A 15109-nucleotide genomic window follows, 5' to 3' on the forward strand; every position below is an offset into this window, starting at 1 on the left:
AATCTCCCTGTTGGCCAAGGACACGCGGCCGCGAGCCGGCGTCCAAATGCTAACGCGAAGTTTAGCATGTCTATCCGCACCGTTCCATCGAATCAGCGACCGACGCTGTCCCGAAACGGGCCGGATCAGGGGCCTGCTATGCGCCCGGCGATCTGCGCGACGAGCATTTCCAGCCCTTGCGCGTCCTGCGCGTCGAACCGGGCGGTGCGCGGGCTGTCGAGGTCCAGCACGCCGATCAGGCGGCCGTCATGGCGGATCGGCACGACGATTTCGGATGCGCTCGCCGCGTCGCAGGCGATGTGGCCGGGAAAGGCGTGGACATCGGCGACCAGGAGAGTCTGTTCGCTCGCCGCTGCGGCACCGCACACACCCCGACCAAGTGGTATGCGGATGCAGGCTGGCTTGCCCTGGAACGGCCCGAGGACCAGTTCGTCATCCACCATGCGGTAAAAGCCCGACCAGTTGAGATCGGGGAGGAATTGCCAGATCAGGGCGGCAAGATTGGCCATGTTCGCGACCGGGTCCGGCTCGTCGCGGGTCAGCGCGTCGGCAGCGGCCAGCAGGTCGCTGTACAGGGTCGCCTTGTCGGCGGTATCGGCGGGAGCGAAGTCGTACATGACGCCCCATGTAGGCGCTTCGCCCGACGCCGGCCAGAGGGCGAAAGGAAGCATTAACCAAAAGCCCTTATCGCCGGGTCATGACCTGTCGTCGGGGGTGTTGATGTTTCTGGATTCCACGCACAACCTGTCCCAGTTGCAGGGCGACGCCCGCGCGGTGGACGTCTCGATCATCATGCCGTGCCTCGATGAAGCGATCAGCCTGCCGCATTGCATCGCCAACGCCCGGCGCGCGCTGGACAGGATCGAGGCGGATTACGGCCTGTTCGGCGAGATCGTGATCGCGGACAACGGATCGACCGACGGCAGCCAACAGATCGCGACCGACCTCGGGGCCCGCGTCGTTCCGGTCGCCGCGCGCGGCTATGGTGCGGCGCTGATCGGCGGATGCGAAGGTGCCTGGGGTCGCTATCTGATGATGGGCGACGCGGACGGCAGCTATGATTTTACCGATGGCGTTGCGATGATCGGCGAACTGCTGGCCGGCGCGGACCTATGCATGGGGTCGCGCTTCAGGGGCGGTATCGCGCCGGGCGCCATGCCTTGGAAGAACCGCTATATCGGCAATCCGCTCCTGACCGGCATTCTCAACCTTTTTTTCCGTTCGGGAATCAGCGATGCCCATTGCGGACTGCGCGCGATCACGCGCGACTGCTTCGCCTCGCTCGGCCTTTCGGGCAGCGGCATGGAATTCGCGAGCGAAATGGTCATCAAGGCCAGCCTGCGCCGCTTTCGCATCACCGAGGTTCCCGCCACGCTTTCTGTCGACCTGCGCGATCGCGCGCCCCACCTGCGCCCCTGGCGCGACGGCTGGCGGCACCTGCGCTATCTGCTGATGCTAAGCCCTACCTGGGTTTTCGGTGTGCCCGCGGCACTGGCGATGGGGCTTTCCGCGCTGGTCCTTGCGGTCGCCATCGGCTTCTGGCTCAAGATTTTCCACGGCGAAACACCGTTCGGCGTGAGCTGGTCCATCGCCAGCGGCTTCCTTTTTACCACGGGACATCTCGCCTTGCTCATGGCGGTTGCGGGCCATCTTCATGGCGTGACATCGGGCTATCGCCGCCTGCGTCCCATGGTCGGACGCATGGGCCGCCTGTTCAATCTGGAAACCATGCTGGCGATCGGTGCGCTCGAAATGCTTTCATCGGCTGCGATCTTCGCGATCACCGGCTGGTACTGGTCGGCGCACGGCTTCGTCGCGCTGCCCAACCCGATGCCGCTGGTCCTTGCCGGCGTGCTGGGTGCAACCGGCGCTCAGACCGTGTTCGGCGGCTTCCTCCTTGCCATCATGGCGGGCCATGACGCGCGGTTCGTCGGCAACAGGCAGCCTGTCCGGCTGCCCGGCGCCTGATCCGTGACGCGGCGCGACTGGCGCAGGCTGGCGGGCGAAGGCCTGCGTTTCTGCATTGTCGGCGCGCTGATGGTGCTGCTGAACAACCTGATCGTCGTCGCGCTGACGGAAATACTGCATTTCCATTATCTGCTGTCGATCGTGCTGTGCACGCTGGGGATGACGCTTGTTGCCTTCCTGCTCAACCGCCAATGGACCTTCCGCAAGGACGGCAGCATGACGGGCGGAGAGATGATGCGCTATGCCTTGGGCGTGCTCGCCAATCTGGGTGTGGTGATGCTGCTGACATGGGCGCTGGTCAGGCTGGGCCTGCCATATTACTGGTCGAACCTGATCGTTGCCGCCATCATGGCGCCGACTAATTTCCTGGTGCATCGTATCTGGAGCTTTGCCATGGACCCGGCCATTGTCGACCAATCCCGTTCCTGACATGAGCGCTCTGGGACTGGCACCTTATGCCCAATGTCCGTCGGGCGGGGCGGCGGGCTGCCGGTTCGATGCCAGGCCCCGATTGTCGACGGACGTGCCGGGGCGCGGCGGCGGGCGAATCGACGTATATCGCTGCGGCACGTGCGGCCACGGCGTCACGCGGCCGGCCATGGATGATGTCGCCGCTCTCTATGAAGGACGCGAAAGCCAGGATTTCCAGCGGGGCGATTCCCCGCTGGCGCGCTGGATCAAACGCACCGCCTTCGACCGGCTGGCGAAGCACTTGCTGCGCCAGGCCGGCGGGCGCCCGCGGATCGTGGTGGATTTCGCCTGCGGCAACGGGCTGATAACCCGATGCATGGCCGATGCACTGCGACCCGGTGCCGACGTCATCGGTCTCGACTTCTTCGACGATCCGCCCGAACCGATGGAACGGGCACGTTATGCCTCCTTCGCCGCCCTGTCCGATCTTGCCGGGAAGGCTGACCTTGTCCTGTGCTTCCACGCGCTGGAGCATGACGACGATCCCCATCGCTTCATCGGGCGCCTGACCGCCTTGCTGGCGCCGGGCGGAAGGCTGGTCGTGGAGGTGCCCAACGTCGATTGCATCTGGACGCCATGGTTCGGGGCCGATTGCGAGAACTGGTATCTGCCCTTCCACCGTGTTCATTTTTCCCGCCGCAGCCTGCGCGCGCTCGTGGAAGCGCAGGGGCTCGCCATCCTGGCGCAGGAAGATGTCTGCGCTGCGACCATGGGCCATTCGATCGCCAATCGCTTCGGGCGGCCCTATTCGGGTATCTTCTTCCTGATCGGCGTTGCGCTGCGGCCACTGCAATGGCTGGCCGAGAAACTGACCGGGCGGCCCAGCGCGCTGCGGATCATCGCGGTTCAGCCGGAATAGCTGACCGATACCGCGCGGAGCGAGCTTTCGACCGAAAGGCGCTCTGCATTGTCGGCATACCAGTCCACCGTCGAGGTGCGAAGCGCGTCGCCCGCCCCCAGTGCGGCCAGCAGGGCGTCGGCCAGCGCCTGCGCGGTGGGTGGATCGGCAATGAAGCCGTTGCGGCCAGGCTCGACCAGTTCGACCGCTGCATTGTCCGGGGCCGTCGCCACGATTGCGGGCACGCCGCGTGCCGAGGCTTCCACCACGACCAGCCCATAGCCCTCACGCTCGGAAGGCTGCACGATACAAAGCGCCTGGCGCATCGCCTGTTCCAGCACATCGCCTTCGACGAAACCGGGCAGGGCGATGCTGTCGGTCAGCCCATGCTTTGCGATACGTGCCTCGATCCGTGGCCTGTCCGGGCCGTTGCCGAAGAGGACGGCTTGGATCCGCGGCGCGGAGCGGCGCGCGATGGCGATGGCATCGACCAGCAGCGATATGCGCTTCTCCTCGATCATCCTTCCCGCATAGAGGATGGTCGGCGGATCCTTTGCGGCGAGCGGTTCGGCATGCGGCGGCATCTGGGCCAGCCCGGGCAGATAGTCGATCGTCCCGTTGAGACCCAGCGCGCGCAGCCGTCCCTCGTGCAGGCGGCTGAATACATGGGCGCGCTGCCGGACACGCGCGCACATCCACTGGATGGTGGCGCCCACCCAGCCTAGGCGCCCAAGATAATCGCGCCAATAATCGCGGCTCCATATCTCGAACCAGTCGCAAATGATGCGATAGCCGTGCAGCGGTCGGAGCAGCCCGGCGGCCAGCAGGGCGAAATAAGGGAAGGAACAGAGGTGCACGACGTCATAGGTGCGGCCGTGCCGGGCCAAATGGAGCAATATGCCGATGCCGAAGCGTAAGGGGGGAGCGATCCGCCGCTTGCCGTCCTCGTATAATGCGGCGCGAGGCGCGACCGGGACGATGGTCACGCCCGCGATCTCCGGCGGCGAACCCTCTTCCCATTGCGTCATGGTCAGGTAGGTGACCTGGTGCCCGTCCGCCGCCAGCCGCTCGGCCAGCGCGCGATACCACCGCTCGGCACCGCCGATCGTCCAGGGAAACAGGCAGTCGTAGACGATACAGACGCGCATCAGGGGCGGACTTTCCTGCAAGCGGCCTGCAAGGCGTGAAAATGGCGTTCATCGCCCGGTTCGGCATCGATGCGATCCCGGATCGATCGCATTGATCCTATATCGACGAAGGCGACCGGCCCATCGAGACAGAGTGCGCGCGCCTGTTCCACCGTCAACTGGCCCGCGAGCAGGCGGATCGGCCGGTTGGTCAGGTCGGGCCGGTTGTGGACCAGATCGGCGCCGAACGCCACCGCGCCATCGTCGACGATGGCAACGGGCGCATCAAGCGCGTCGATGGCGCCAGAGGTACGCGCATAGGGCCAGGTCAGCCATGCTGCCATCGCCATGTGCGCGGGCACGACGAGCAGGAAGGTAGCGGCGTTGCCCCATGCCCACAGCCGAGAAGAGGGCCAATGGCGGTACACCATGCGCCAGCCTTCGACGCCCAGCAGGCACAGGCTGCCGATCACGCCGTGAAGGTAGCGATAGCCCCATCCATGCCCCTGATAGGCGAGCAGCAACCCGACGCACAGGATGTGCAGCGCCACACCAGCCGACAGCGGCCGCACCAAGGGCCGGCGCCAGGCCAGGCCGATGGCCGCCGCTGCCAGCGGCAGCAGCAGCAGGTGCTGCCAGACGATGAAACGCAGCAGGTTGATCGCCATCAGCCACAGGCTGACGGGCCCCAGGTCGCGGAGCATGAACGCGACGCGATCGAGATAGCTGATCCGGTCGCCCGTGCCCGACAGGCTGGCGAGCGGTCCGCCCGCCATGGTCGCTATCATGCCCGGCCAGGACAGCCAGAATAGCCCGATGGCCAGATAGGATGCGCCATAGACGAGTGTCAGGGGCCAGCGCCGTTGCAGCGGCAGCGTCAGCAGGATGGGAAAGACGAACAGCGGATGGAACAGCGGCTGGTGCAGCCCGGTGGCGAGAAACCCGACCGTGATCGCCCCCGCGTGGCTCCATCCGCCCCGCAGGAACAGCCACAGCCAGACCATGTTGAGTGCCAGATGACCGGCCATCGCATGGGCTGTCATCCCCTGGATCACGACCTGCGACGAGCCCGCGTAGAGCAGCAGCGCCACCGTTCGCGCCATGATGTCGCCGGGCCACAGCCGCTCGGCGATCCGCCACAGCGCCAGTGCGCCGATGGCGGTGAAGAGCGGGCTCGCCAGTTCGCCGACGCCCAGCAGGCCCAGGGCGGCATGCGTAGCGGCGTTGACGGGCAGATAGGCTGAAACCCAGTTTTGGCGATCCGCGACCGGCAATATGAAAAACTGGTTCAGCGCTTCGGCCATATTGCGCCAGGCGGGCGCGACCGGCCAGAACAGGCGGCCTTGCGCGAAGATCGCGGCGTCGAATGTCGCCATTTGCTCGTCGCGTGTCATGTCGTAGCCCAGCAGCAGCCAGCGATGCCCGGCCCAACAGGCGAGGGCCAAGGCCAGGGCGACCAGCCATGGCCGTTGTATCGGACCGGGTCGTCCGCGGACCGGGGCGCCGTCCACGGGTTTCAGCGTGAACCGCAGCATGAGGATGATCGCCAGCGCCGGAAGCAAATCCTGCCGCAGGAAGAGGAACCCGCTGAACTGCCGCCTGTCGTTGACCGGCCCCAGCAGATTGCCGATCAGGCCGATGGCCAGCAGGACACCGAGCGCGACCGGCAGGGTCAGTCCGGCGCGCGTCACCCAGCCACGCACCGCGCCGTCTTCGACCGTTTCCTGCTGTCCCCCCGCAGCCATCTCAGTCCAGCTTCACCTTGCCGCGCCCCTGCTTCACATTGCTGCGTGCCTTCTTGGCATCGACGCGCCGGGCCTTGGCGGCCTTGCCGGGCCTGGTGGCGATACGGCGTGCGTCGCGCTCATGCGCCCTGGCGATCATTTCGGCCAGTCGTTCGCGCGCATCCTGGCGGTTCGCATCCTGCGTGCGGAAGCGGTTGGCCTGGATCAGTATCTCGTTGGCGGAGGTCAGTCGCGATCCGGCCAGTTCCCTGATCTTGCGATAGGCGTGCAGCGGCAGGCTCAGCCGGAAAAGGTTGACGCGCAGTTGTACAGTCGTCGCCACCTTGTTCACATTCTGCCCGCCCGGGCCACCCCCGGTGACGAAGCGCTCCTCCAGCGCGTCCTCGGGAATATCAAAGGGAGGCATCGTCGAGATTGTCAGCGCCAAATCCGGCAGCAGCGAATGTTTCGGGTAGCGGAGCAGCCGCCTCCGCGGCAGGCTTGCCGCCGCGTGGCACGCTCAGGAAGCGACTGTGCAGCAACATGGGGCCGATGCCGTTGCCATAGACGGGATCGCCCAATATGCCGAAGCCCAGCCCATGTTCGGCGTGGACCCGGATCTGGTGCGTGCGCCCCGTTTCGGGGGTGAACGCCACAAGCGCCCGGCCATCCTTTTCCGCCAGCTTTCGCCAGTGCGTGACGGCCGGCTTTCCCGCCTTGGCCGGGATCATCCGCCAACCCTTCGCCGGGCTGCTGATCTTTGCCAGCGACAGGGCGATCGTGCCGCTATCATCTTGCGGTATGCCGTCGATTACCGCGACATAGCGCTTGACGACCGTCCCCGCCTCGAATGCGGCCGCGAAACGCTTGTGCGCCTTGGGATTGCGTGCGAGCAGCAGGCATCCGCTGGTGTCCCGGTCCAGCCGGTGCACGGGGAGCGGCCAGCGCTGAAATCCGAAGGTCAGGGAGGCGAGATGGTTTTCCAGGCTCATCGATCCGTCGCGCGGGGCGTCTACCGGCAGGCCGGCGGGCTTGTCGATGATGATGGCCTCGCCATCCAGAAACAGCACATGGTCGGTCAAAAGGGCCAAGAAATTTCCGATCGGGCAGGAACGCTGAGAATTGACGTGCGCGGCGCCTGCTATAGTCCGTGGAGCCGATGGACAACAAGGGGCAGAGCGAGAAGGCGGCGGACAGGCGGCTGAACTGGGTCGATGTCGCGCGTGGCATCGGCATCCTTGCGGTGGTCGCGGGGCATGTGTGGACGCGCGGCGCCTTTCGCGACGCCATGTACAGTTTTCACATGCCGCTTTTCTTCCTGCTGTCGGGCATGTTGTCGCGCCCGCAACCGGTCGCTGCATTCACGACGCGACAGTTCGCAGGGCAGATGCGCCCCTATGCCGTGTTTCTGCTCCTGCTCATCCTGATCGATCAGGTCGTGGAACGGATGAAGGGACATATGCCGATCTTCAATGATTGGCCGGAAGACCTTGCGCCTATCCTGCTCGGCGGATTCTGGCTCCGCGGCCCCTTCACGATTTTCTGGTTCGTTCCCTGCCTGATGGTGGCGCGCGTCCTGTTCAACATGGCGCTTGCGCGCTGGCCGTCGCCTTTCCAATTGCATTGGGCACTGGTCATTCCGCCGGTTCTGGGCGTTGCCTACATCCTGGGCCGGTGGACCACGGCGTCGCCGCTGGGCCTGCTGAGCGTGCCCATGGCCTTTTGCCTGCTATGGGTGGGCAAGGCCGGGGGACAGATGGCCTGGCGGCGATGGATGGCGATTCCGGCCGCAGCGTTAGCCATGGCCGGATTGAGCGGGATTTTCCCGACGCTCAACATGAAAGCTGCCGATTATGGCTGGCCGCTCCTGTCGATTGCCGGTGCGATCGGAACTTCGGTGCTGATCTTCGCCCTGTCGATACGCCTGGTTCCGGTAGGGGGTGCGTTTGCGATGCTGGGCCGTGCCGCGTTGGTCATCATGTACCTGCACGTCGCGGTGATTCACTATCTCACGCCCTATCTGCCCAAGGTCTGCCTGTTCGCGCTGGCACTGGTCGTGCCCTTTGCGATCGAAAGGCTCATCGGGCTGTCGCCACCGCTAAAGCGGTGGCTGCTCTAGCCGTTCTGGATAAGAGAGAGGCGATCATCCTCGCCAGCGCGCGCGACCAGGGAATAGGCGGCCTGCGCGATGATCTGTGCCTGCGTCAGGCCGGCATCGTCGTCCTTTTGGGCGGTCGCCACGGGATCGGCCACGGTGGCGCTTTCCGGCGCGGAATAATAGCCGGAGTCCGTCAACCGGTCGGTCAAGGATGCGCCGGGCGTCACCGCAGCCGTTGGTGTTGCGCTGCTCGCCGGAGCGGCATACGTCAACGGTGCGGATGACGACGCTGGTTCGCTTGCAACGACCGTCGTGACGCTGCCCGTCGCCGAGGTCGCCGAAGACGGTTCGGTCGTCGTGGCGGGCGAGGTCGCCGCCGGCTCGGTCGTCGTGGCGGGCGAAGTCGTGGTCAGGGACGTTATCGTGCTTTCCGCGATCTTCTTGATCTGCCCCCAGGCGCTGGAAGCACCCGAGCCGTTGATGGCGATACCCATGTGGTCATAACTCCTTGCGCCCCATCAAGCGCCTATCGCGACGGACCTGTCATTTTCTGAACACCCACGGTTACAAGGTCGTTAGCCAAAAAAGAGGCTGGCGCGCAGTCCCGTGGCGCCAGCCTCCTGCGGATTTATCCAAGCCTCCATGCGACCGAAAGGCTCCTGTCATCCCACCTTGTACAGACGTCGCGGCGGCCGGTCAGCCGTGCAATTTCATCGCTGTTTCGGCGATACGGCGCCCCTGATAGCGCGCGCCGTCCAGTTCCTCCTCGCTAGGGCTGCGGCTGCCGTCGCTGTCGGCCAGGGTCGTGGCGCCATAAGGCGATCCCCCGCGCACTTTGTCGACGCCCATCTGTCCGGCGAACCCATAATCCAGACCGACGATGGTCATGCCGAAATGCAGGAGGTTGGTGATGATCGAAAAGAGCGTCACCTCCTGTCCGCCATGCTGCGATGCGGTCGAGGTGAAGGCACCTCCAACCTTGCCGTTCAGCGCGCCGCGGGCCCACAGGCCGCCGGCTTGATCGAGGAAGGCCGCCATCTGGCTGGACATCCGGCCGAAGCGCGTTCCGGTGCCGATGACGATCGCATCATAATCGGCAAGATCCGCGACGGCAGCCACCGGCGCATCCTGATCCAGCTTGAAATGCGCATTCTTCGCGACCTCAAGCGGGGCCGTTTCGGGCACCCGCTTAATGTCGACATGCGCCCCGGCGGCAGCGGCGCCTTCGGCCACTGCCTTGGCCATCGTCTCGATATGACCATAGGACGAATAATAGAGCACCAGAACCTTAGCCATTGCAGTCTCCTTAAGTCTTTACGTCAAACGGCCGTCCGCGCGGGAAGGGGGAGGGGATGCGCGGACGGCCGGGCGCGCCGGGTTGCGCGCCTATTGGGAATCCACCAGGACGATTTCTGCGTCCTCCAGAGCGGTTATCGTGATAGGCTGGCCGCCGATGATCGCGGCACCGTCGCGGGCCTCGAAGGTCTGGCCCTCAATCTCGACGCGGCCGGTCGCCGGCACCAGATAGAGGTGGCGGCCTGCCGCGCTGTCATAGGTGACGCTCTGGCCGGCCTTTATCGTGCCCCCCATCAAGCGGGCATCCGCCCGGATCCGAAGCGCATCGATATCCTCATCATGGCCACTGGCCAGTATCACCAGCTTGCCGGAACGGTCGCCCTTGGGAAAAGGCTTGGCACCCCAACTCGGCTGTCCGCCGCGGGTGCGCGGTATGATCCAGATCTGGAACAATGTGGTGGTTTCGTCCTCCAGATTATATTCCGCGTGGCGAATGCCGGTGCCCGCCGACATCACCTGAACGTCGCCGGCCGCAGTGCGGCCCCTGTTGCCCAGGCTGTCCTGATGGGTGATCGCGCCGGTGCGGACATAGGTGATGATTTCCATGTCGGCGTGGGGATGCGGCGGAAAGCCGCTACGTGCGCCGATCTCGTCATCGTTCCAGACGCGGATGGCGCCCCAGTGCATGCGATCGTCGTCATGATAGTCGGCGAAGGAAAAATGATGGCGCGCATTCAGCCAGCCATGGTCGGCATGGCCCAGCGACGCGAAAGGGCGGCGTTCGATGCGGCTCGCGCTGGTGGTGGTCATAGCTTTGCCTTTCGTTGAAAGCCGGCATGTTCCGGCTTGCTTTCCCCCTATGTAGCGCTCATCATCGTTTCCGAAATAAACAGCATTGAAACGGATTGTTTCTATATGCGGCTACCCGATTTCGAAGCATGGGCCATGTTCGCGGCGGTGGTCGAGCACCGCAGTTTCACCGAGGCGGCCAAGGCTCTCAGCCTGTCCAAGGCAACGGTGTCCAAGGCTGTGACGCGGCTGGAGCAACATCTGGATACCAGCCTGTTCAATCGCACCAGCCGTCGTCTGGCGCTGACAGAAAGCGGGAAAAGGCTCGCGGACCATGCCCGGCGCATCCTTGCGGAGGGGGAAGCCGCCGAGGAAGCGGCTCGCGACGAGACGGACGCGCTGTCGGGCATCGTGCGGCTGGGCGCGCCCATGACCTTTGGCCTGTTGCGTGTCGCGCCACTGGTGGCGCAATTTACCCGCGATCATCCGCAGGTCGATGTCGACCTGCACCTGACCGACGAGCATATCGACATAGTCGAGCGCGGGCTGGACGCGACCATCCGGATTGCCGACATGCCAGACAGTTCGCTGCGCGCCAGACGGCTGGCCGACGTCAACCTTCATGTGGTCGCATCGCCATCCTATCTGGCGGAGCGCGGGCGTCCGTCGCACCCGGCCGACCTGAGCACGCACGACTGCCTATGCTACACAAATGTTGCGACGCCCGACATCTGGCGCTTTTCGGGCCCCGGGAATCAAAGCGTCGCCGTTCAGGTCCGCAGCCGCATTTCCGTCAACAGCGGAGAGGCGATGCTGCCCGCGTTGCGCCTGGGCGTCGGTATCGCGCGCCTGCCGGATTTCATCGTCGGCGATGCTCTGGCCGCGGGCGAAGTCGAGGAGATATTGACGGATTGGCGGCCACCGCCCTTCGGCCTGCATCTCGTCACGCCGCCGTCGCGCCTGCGTCCGACACGTGTCGAGGCGCTGCTGGATTTTCTGACGCGGCATCATGGCTGCTGATTTTGTTGCGCAGGTGAATCTATCTTGACTCCATTTGAATCGTTTTAGCTCCAACCCAGCGCAAACTGATTCAAATTTGCCGACTCGTGGAGTTATGCGGGTTAGCAAAAAATTAACCTTTGTCCTTCAGAAGTTTTTTGGTTAATGAATTACCGCGAAAGCCGTTCTGGTGGGGTGAACGGGACTGCGACACAAAGGGGCTTCACATGCGCGTGCTGCTGATCGAGGACGAACCGACCACCGCCAAGGCGATCGAGCTTATGCTCACGACCGAAGGCTTCAACGTCTATACGACCGATCTTGGCGAGGAGGGTTTGGACCTCGGCAAGCTGTATGATTACGACATCATATGCCTGGACCTGAACCTGCCCGACATGCACGGCTACGACGTGCTGAAGAAGCTGCGCGCGGCCAAGGTGCAGACGCCGGTCCTGATCCTGTCCGGCATTGCCGAGATGGACAGCAAGGTCCGTTCCTTCGGCTTCGGCGCCGACGACTATGTGACCAAGCCGTTTCATCGCGAGGAACTGATCGCTCGCATCCACGCGGTGGTCCGCCGGTCCAAGGGGCATTCACAATCGGTCATCCGCACCGGCAAGCTGTCGGTCAACCTGGACGCCAAGACCGTGGAAGTGGACGGCAACCGCGTCCATTTGACCGGCAAGGAATATGCGATGCTGGAGCTTCTGTCGCTCCGCAAGGGCACGACGCTGACCAAGGAGATGTTCCTCAACCATCTCTATGGCGGCATGGACGAACCCGAACTGAAGATCATCGACGTCTTCATCTGCAAGCTGCGCAAGAAGCTGGCGCTGGCATGCGGAGGTGACAATTATATCGAGACTGTCTGGGGCCGTGGCTACGTGTTGCGCGATCCTGAGGAAATGGAAGAGACGCAGGCCAAGGTGGCCTGAGCCAGCCGCTTTTCGGGGGGTGAAAAAGCCGGCGGTCCTAACGGGCCGCCGGTTTTTGCGTCGCTGCCAAAATGGAATACGTAAATTACATAATTCAGTTAAACTTCACTTTACCATTTATCCTTTATCGCGGCTGCAAAAGAAGGACATGAAATGGTGCAAGCGGTACACAGCCACGAAGCCGCGTGGGAGGCAATATGTCGTTCACAGGCGGTGATCGAATTTGATCCGAGCGGCGTGGTGCTGTGGGCCAACGATCAGTTTTTGCGCACCATGGGGTATGGGCTGGATGAAGTGGTCGGCCGCCACCATCGCATTTTCTGCGAGCCGGGATATGCGGAAACCGCAGTCTATGCCGATTTCTGGCGCAAGCTCAGCAAGGGCGATTTCGACACGGGCGAATATCAACGAATGGGCAAGGGCGGCCGATCCGTGTGGTTGCAGGCCACCTATAATCCGGTTTTCGGGGAGGATGGGAAGGTCGAGCGTATCCTGAAGATCGCCACTGACACCACGTCGTCCCAGACTTTGCGGGCGGAATTGCGCAGCACGGTGAACGGCTTGTCCGACATCGTCAACGCAATCGGCCTGATTGCGAACCAGACCAACTTGCTGGCTCTGAATGCCAGCATCGAGGCGGCCCGCGCCGGTGAGGCAGGGCGGGGCTTCGCCGTCGTCGCCGCGGAGGTGAAGAAGCTGGCCGGTGATACACGGAGCGCAACAGACCGTGCGCGCGCAATGGTGACCGAAGCGGCATAAACCAGCACAGAAGAAGGCCAGCGATCCGAAACGAGGATCGCCGGCCTTGATGAAAGTCAAACGGGAACGGCTCTGACGCGGCGCTCCATCGGGGGTCAGCGGTGCGTCGGGTCCGGAGAGGACGCGCCGGCCGATGCCGATCCTTCGCCAGACAGCTGGCCGGTCGCGCTCACCGTCCCTGCGGTATCTGCCGCAGCCGTAGCGCGACCGGCTGCGTCAGCCGCCTTCGAAGCTGCACCATTCACCGTGTCGGCGGCGCGGTTGCGCGCGGCAGCGGCGGTGTTTTCCGCCCGATCACGGGCGTTGGCTGCTGTGGTAGCGGCGCGATCGCGTGCCGCGCCTGCCGTTGCTGCGGCGCGGTTACGCACGTTGCCAGCGGTGTTCACCGCATTGCTTGCGGCTCCACGCGCATCATTTGTTCCGAGAGTGTCCACTACGACCCCGCCATTGGCCGACCCGGCCGCACCGGCATGGCCGCTATTTCCCTTGCCCGTTGCCGATCCGCTGGCATGGCCATTGCCTGACCCGCTGGCACCCACACGCCCGTTGTCCAGGTCGACGCTGCGATCGATGCCGCCAGAGCCGCCCAGTGTGCCGCCCAGCGATCCGCCCAGGCCGCCTGCGGTGCCGCCAATGGTGCCTCCCAGGCCACCGCTGCCACCAAGAAGCTGGGCCGAGGCGGAGGTTCCGCCCAGCAGCGTCAGGCAGGCGGCGGCTAACATGAACTTCGCTTTCATCGCTCATCTCCTTGATTTGTCTCGATGCGATGACCGGACAACGGAGCGGATCGTGATTTTAATCCCAAGGCGCCCAAGAATTCACATAAGGCACGGAATATCAGTCATTATTTGTACATTTTTTGCAAATGACAGGTGGCCGTGCGCCAATGGCTTCTTCCTGCAATGCCGACCGGTTGCCGCGCTGGAAGAGGCGTCCGGCTACCAGAGGCGCCGCAAAGCTGGTCCCACGCACCGGCCCTTTCCTTCCATCCAGGGTTGCCGCCTGCATGTCGGCGCCCGGCGCGGCGTAATCGACGTGGCGCGCACGACCGGCTTCTGGCAGGATATTGCCGCGTGCATCTATGCCCGTGACGGCGATCACGCCAGGGTAGGAAGCCGGATAGGCTGGCGGAGCGGCGGGACCGTCATTACCGACCGCCGCGACCACGGTCACGCCTTTGTCGCGGGCAAGGCGAATGGCGCCGTCGAGCAATGGGTTGGATGGTCCCGCGAGGCTGACGGTGACGACGGAAACCCGCTGCGCCGCCATCCAGCCAAGTGCGCGGACGATGGCGAAAGCGCCGCCACCGGCCGGATCATTGCCAAAGACGTCAGCGACCAGCAGGGGGGTGCCAGGCGCGGCGCCGGTGACCATGCCGTTGCCGCTGATCAGCGACGCCACGGCCGTCCCATGTGCGCTGGGGCTTGGCGCGCCCGCCGCGAAACCGCGCTGCTCGATCTCACCCTGCAAGGCGGGGTGTCGCGCGACCCCGCCATCTATCATGCCCGCCGCCTTGCCTTCGACGTGCCGGTTTGTGCCGATGGCGCCGGTGATCATCGGCAGCGGCATGCCGCTGGGAAAATAGAGATTGTCGGCGCTGACCTGCGCGCGCGGCGCCAGTTTCCGAACTTGCCGTATTGCTTTGGCGAGGTTGCGCCCGGCGGGCAGGGCAATCCGCGCGACGGGAAGGCCAAGACCTTCCACCGTTTCGATCTCCATCGTGTAACCTGCGCTCCGCAGCGCTTCGAGCGCCGCGTCCTCGACACCGGTCAGCAGGATGACACCGCGTCGTGCGGGCTCCTGTCGGTCGTCCAGTTCGATCCGGTCGCCATGGGCGCGTACCAGGCCGGTGATCCGTCGTGCGCGTGCAGCCACCAGTCGGTCGGCAATGCGTGCCGGGGACAGGCGGTCGAGCCTGGCGGGATCCACCGTGTCTTCAACCTGACCGATCAGGTCCGGCACCGTGCGGCTGACCGTGGGAAGCAATTGGGCCTGAGCGCCAGGGGCGCAGAGGATGAGACCGGAAACCATCCACGGATACGTCAGTTTCATGTTGCTTCCACCCGTCCTTTCACCTGCAAAATGACCCATGGCAAAAAAATGTC

General features: G+C 64.4%; 17 protein-coding genes. 7 read left to right on the forward strand and 10 right to left on the reverse strand.

Annotated features, from left to right (window positions below; genetic code table 11):
* Positions 1-125: 125 nt before the first annotated feature.
* Positions 126-617, reverse strand: a complete 492-nt coding sequence (locus J3E64_RS12675; protein WP_253343436.1) for a GAF domain-containing protein — start codon at positions 615-617, stop codon at positions 126-128.
* Between the two features lie 103 nt (positions 618-720).
* Between J3E64_RS12675 and J3E64_RS12680 the strand changes: the two genes are divergently transcribed.
* Genes J3E64_RS12680 through J3E64_RS12690 form a run of 3 tightly spaced genes read left to right on the forward strand, consistent with a single transcriptional unit; the run spans position 721 to position 3298 of the window.
* Entirely contained in the window at positions 721-1968 is a 1248-nt protein-coding gene (locus J3E64_RS12680) for a glycosyltransferase family 2 protein (RefSeq protein ID WP_253343384.1), read from the forward strand.
* Between the two features lie 3 nt (positions 1969-1971).
* Positions 1972-2397: a GtrA family protein gene (locus tag J3E64_RS12685; protein WP_253343385.1), complete on the forward strand. Its 426-nt coding sequence runs from the start codon at positions 1972-1974 to the stop codon at positions 2395-2397.
* Entirely contained in the window at positions 2375-3298 is a 924-nt protein-coding gene (locus J3E64_RS12690; RefSeq protein WP_253343387.1) for a class I SAM-dependent methyltransferase, read from the forward strand. The genes J3E64_RS12685 and J3E64_RS12690 overlap by 23 nt, the downstream gene beginning before the upstream one ends.
* Here J3E64_RS12690 and J3E64_RS12695 read toward each other — a convergent pair.
* Genes J3E64_RS12695 through J3E64_RS12710 form a run of 4 tightly spaced genes read right to left on the reverse strand, consistent with a single transcriptional unit; the run spans position 3286 to position 7219 of the window.
* Complete coding sequence (locus tag J3E64_RS12695) at positions 3286-4425, reverse strand: glycosyltransferase family 4 protein (RefSeq protein WP_253343389.1); 1140 nt, start codon at positions 4423-4425, stop codon at positions 3286-3288. The two genes, J3E64_RS12690 and J3E64_RS12695, sit on opposite strands and share 13 nt — an antisense overlap.
* Positions 4425-6149 carry a hypothetical protein gene (locus tag J3E64_RS12700; RefSeq protein ID WP_253343390.1) on the reverse strand — a complete coding sequence of 575 codons (1725 nt, stop codon included), beginning with the start codon at positions 6147-6149 and terminating at the stop codon, positions 4425-4427. The genes J3E64_RS12695 and J3E64_RS12700 overlap by 1 nt, the downstream gene beginning before the upstream one ends.
* A 1-nt stretch (position 6150) precedes the next feature.
* Entirely contained in the window at positions 6151-6555 is a 405-nt protein-coding gene (gene arfB, locus J3E64_RS12705; protein WP_253343391.1) for an alternative ribosome rescue aminoacyl-tRNA hydrolase ArfB, read from the reverse strand.
* Positions 6542-7219 carry an RluA family pseudouridine synthase gene (locus J3E64_RS12710; RefSeq protein WP_253343392.1) on the reverse strand — a complete coding sequence of 226 codons (678 nt, stop codon included), beginning with the start codon at positions 7217-7219 and terminating at the stop codon, positions 6542-6544. Before J3E64_RS12710 ends, arfB begins: the two co-directional genes overlap by 14 nt.
* A gap of 68 nt (positions 7220-7287) precedes the next feature.
* Between J3E64_RS12710 and J3E64_RS12715 the strand changes: the two genes are divergently transcribed.
* The gene (locus J3E64_RS12715; protein ID WP_253343393.1) at positions 7288-8247 is read left to right on the forward strand and encodes an acyltransferase family protein; all 960 of its coding nucleotides are present in this window, start codon (positions 7288-7290) and stop codon (positions 8245-8247) included.
* Here J3E64_RS12715 and J3E64_RS12720 read toward each other — a convergent pair.
* The 3 genes from J3E64_RS12720 to J3E64_RS12730 form a co-directional block, all read right to left on the reverse strand.
* Positions 8244-8720, reverse strand: coding sequence for a hypothetical protein (locus J3E64_RS12720; RefSeq protein ID WP_253343394.1), 477 nt, complete (start codon positions 8718-8720; stop codon positions 8244-8246). The genes J3E64_RS12715 and J3E64_RS12720 overlap by 4 nt on opposite strands.
* A gap of 202 nt (positions 8721-8922) precedes the next feature.
* Positions 8923-9522: an NAD(P)H:quinone oxidoreductase gene (gene wrbA / locus J3E64_RS12725; protein WP_253343395.1), complete on the reverse strand. Its 600-nt coding sequence runs from the start codon at positions 9520-9522 to the stop codon at positions 8923-8925.
* A 90-nt stretch (positions 9523-9612) separates the two neighbouring features.
* On the reverse strand, positions 9613-10332 hold the full coding sequence (locus J3E64_RS12730) for a pirin family protein (protein WP_253343396.1): 720 nt from the start codon (positions 10330-10332) through the stop codon (positions 9613-9615).
* A gap of 105 nt (positions 10333-10437) precedes the next feature.
* Between J3E64_RS12730 and J3E64_RS12735 the strand changes: the two genes are divergently transcribed.
* From J3E64_RS12735 to J3E64_RS20690, 3 genes are all read left to right on the forward strand, one after another.
* Positions 10438-11331, forward strand: coding sequence for a LysR family transcriptional regulator (locus J3E64_RS12735; RefSeq protein ID WP_253343397.1), 894 nt, complete (start codon positions 10438-10440; stop codon positions 11329-11331).
* Between the two features lie 206 nt (positions 11332-11537).
* The gene (ctrA, locus tag J3E64_RS12740; protein ID WP_253343398.1) at positions 11538-12245 is read left to right on the forward strand and encodes a response regulator transcription factor CtrA; all 708 of its coding nucleotides are present in this window, start codon (positions 11538-11540) and stop codon (positions 12243-12245) included.
* 153 nt (positions 12246-12398) lie between these two features.
* Positions 12399-13004: a methyl-accepting chemotaxis protein gene (locus J3E64_RS20690; RefSeq protein WP_301287261.1), complete on the forward strand. Its 606-nt coding sequence runs from the start codon at positions 12399-12401 to the stop codon at positions 13002-13004.
* A gap of 95 nt (positions 13005-13099) precedes the next feature.
* Here J3E64_RS20690 and J3E64_RS12755 read toward each other — a convergent pair whose 3' ends face one another.
* Positions 13100-13741, reverse strand: a complete 642-nt coding sequence (locus J3E64_RS12755) for a hypothetical protein (protein ID WP_253343399.1) — start codon at positions 13739-13741, stop codon at positions 13100-13102.
* Between the two features lie 100 nt (positions 13742-13841).
* A complete protein-coding gene (locus J3E64_RS12760; protein WP_253343400.1) occupies positions 13842-15056 on the reverse strand; it encodes a S8 family serine peptidase in 1215 nt (404 codons plus the stop codon).
* Positions 15057-15109: the final 53 nt, after the last annotated feature.

The sequence above is a fragment of the Sphingobium sp. OAS761 genome (assembly GCF_024168485.1).
In the GTDB taxonomy this organism is placed as follows: domain Bacteria; phylum Pseudomonadota; class Alphaproteobacteria; order Sphingomonadales; family Sphingomonadaceae; genus Sphingobium.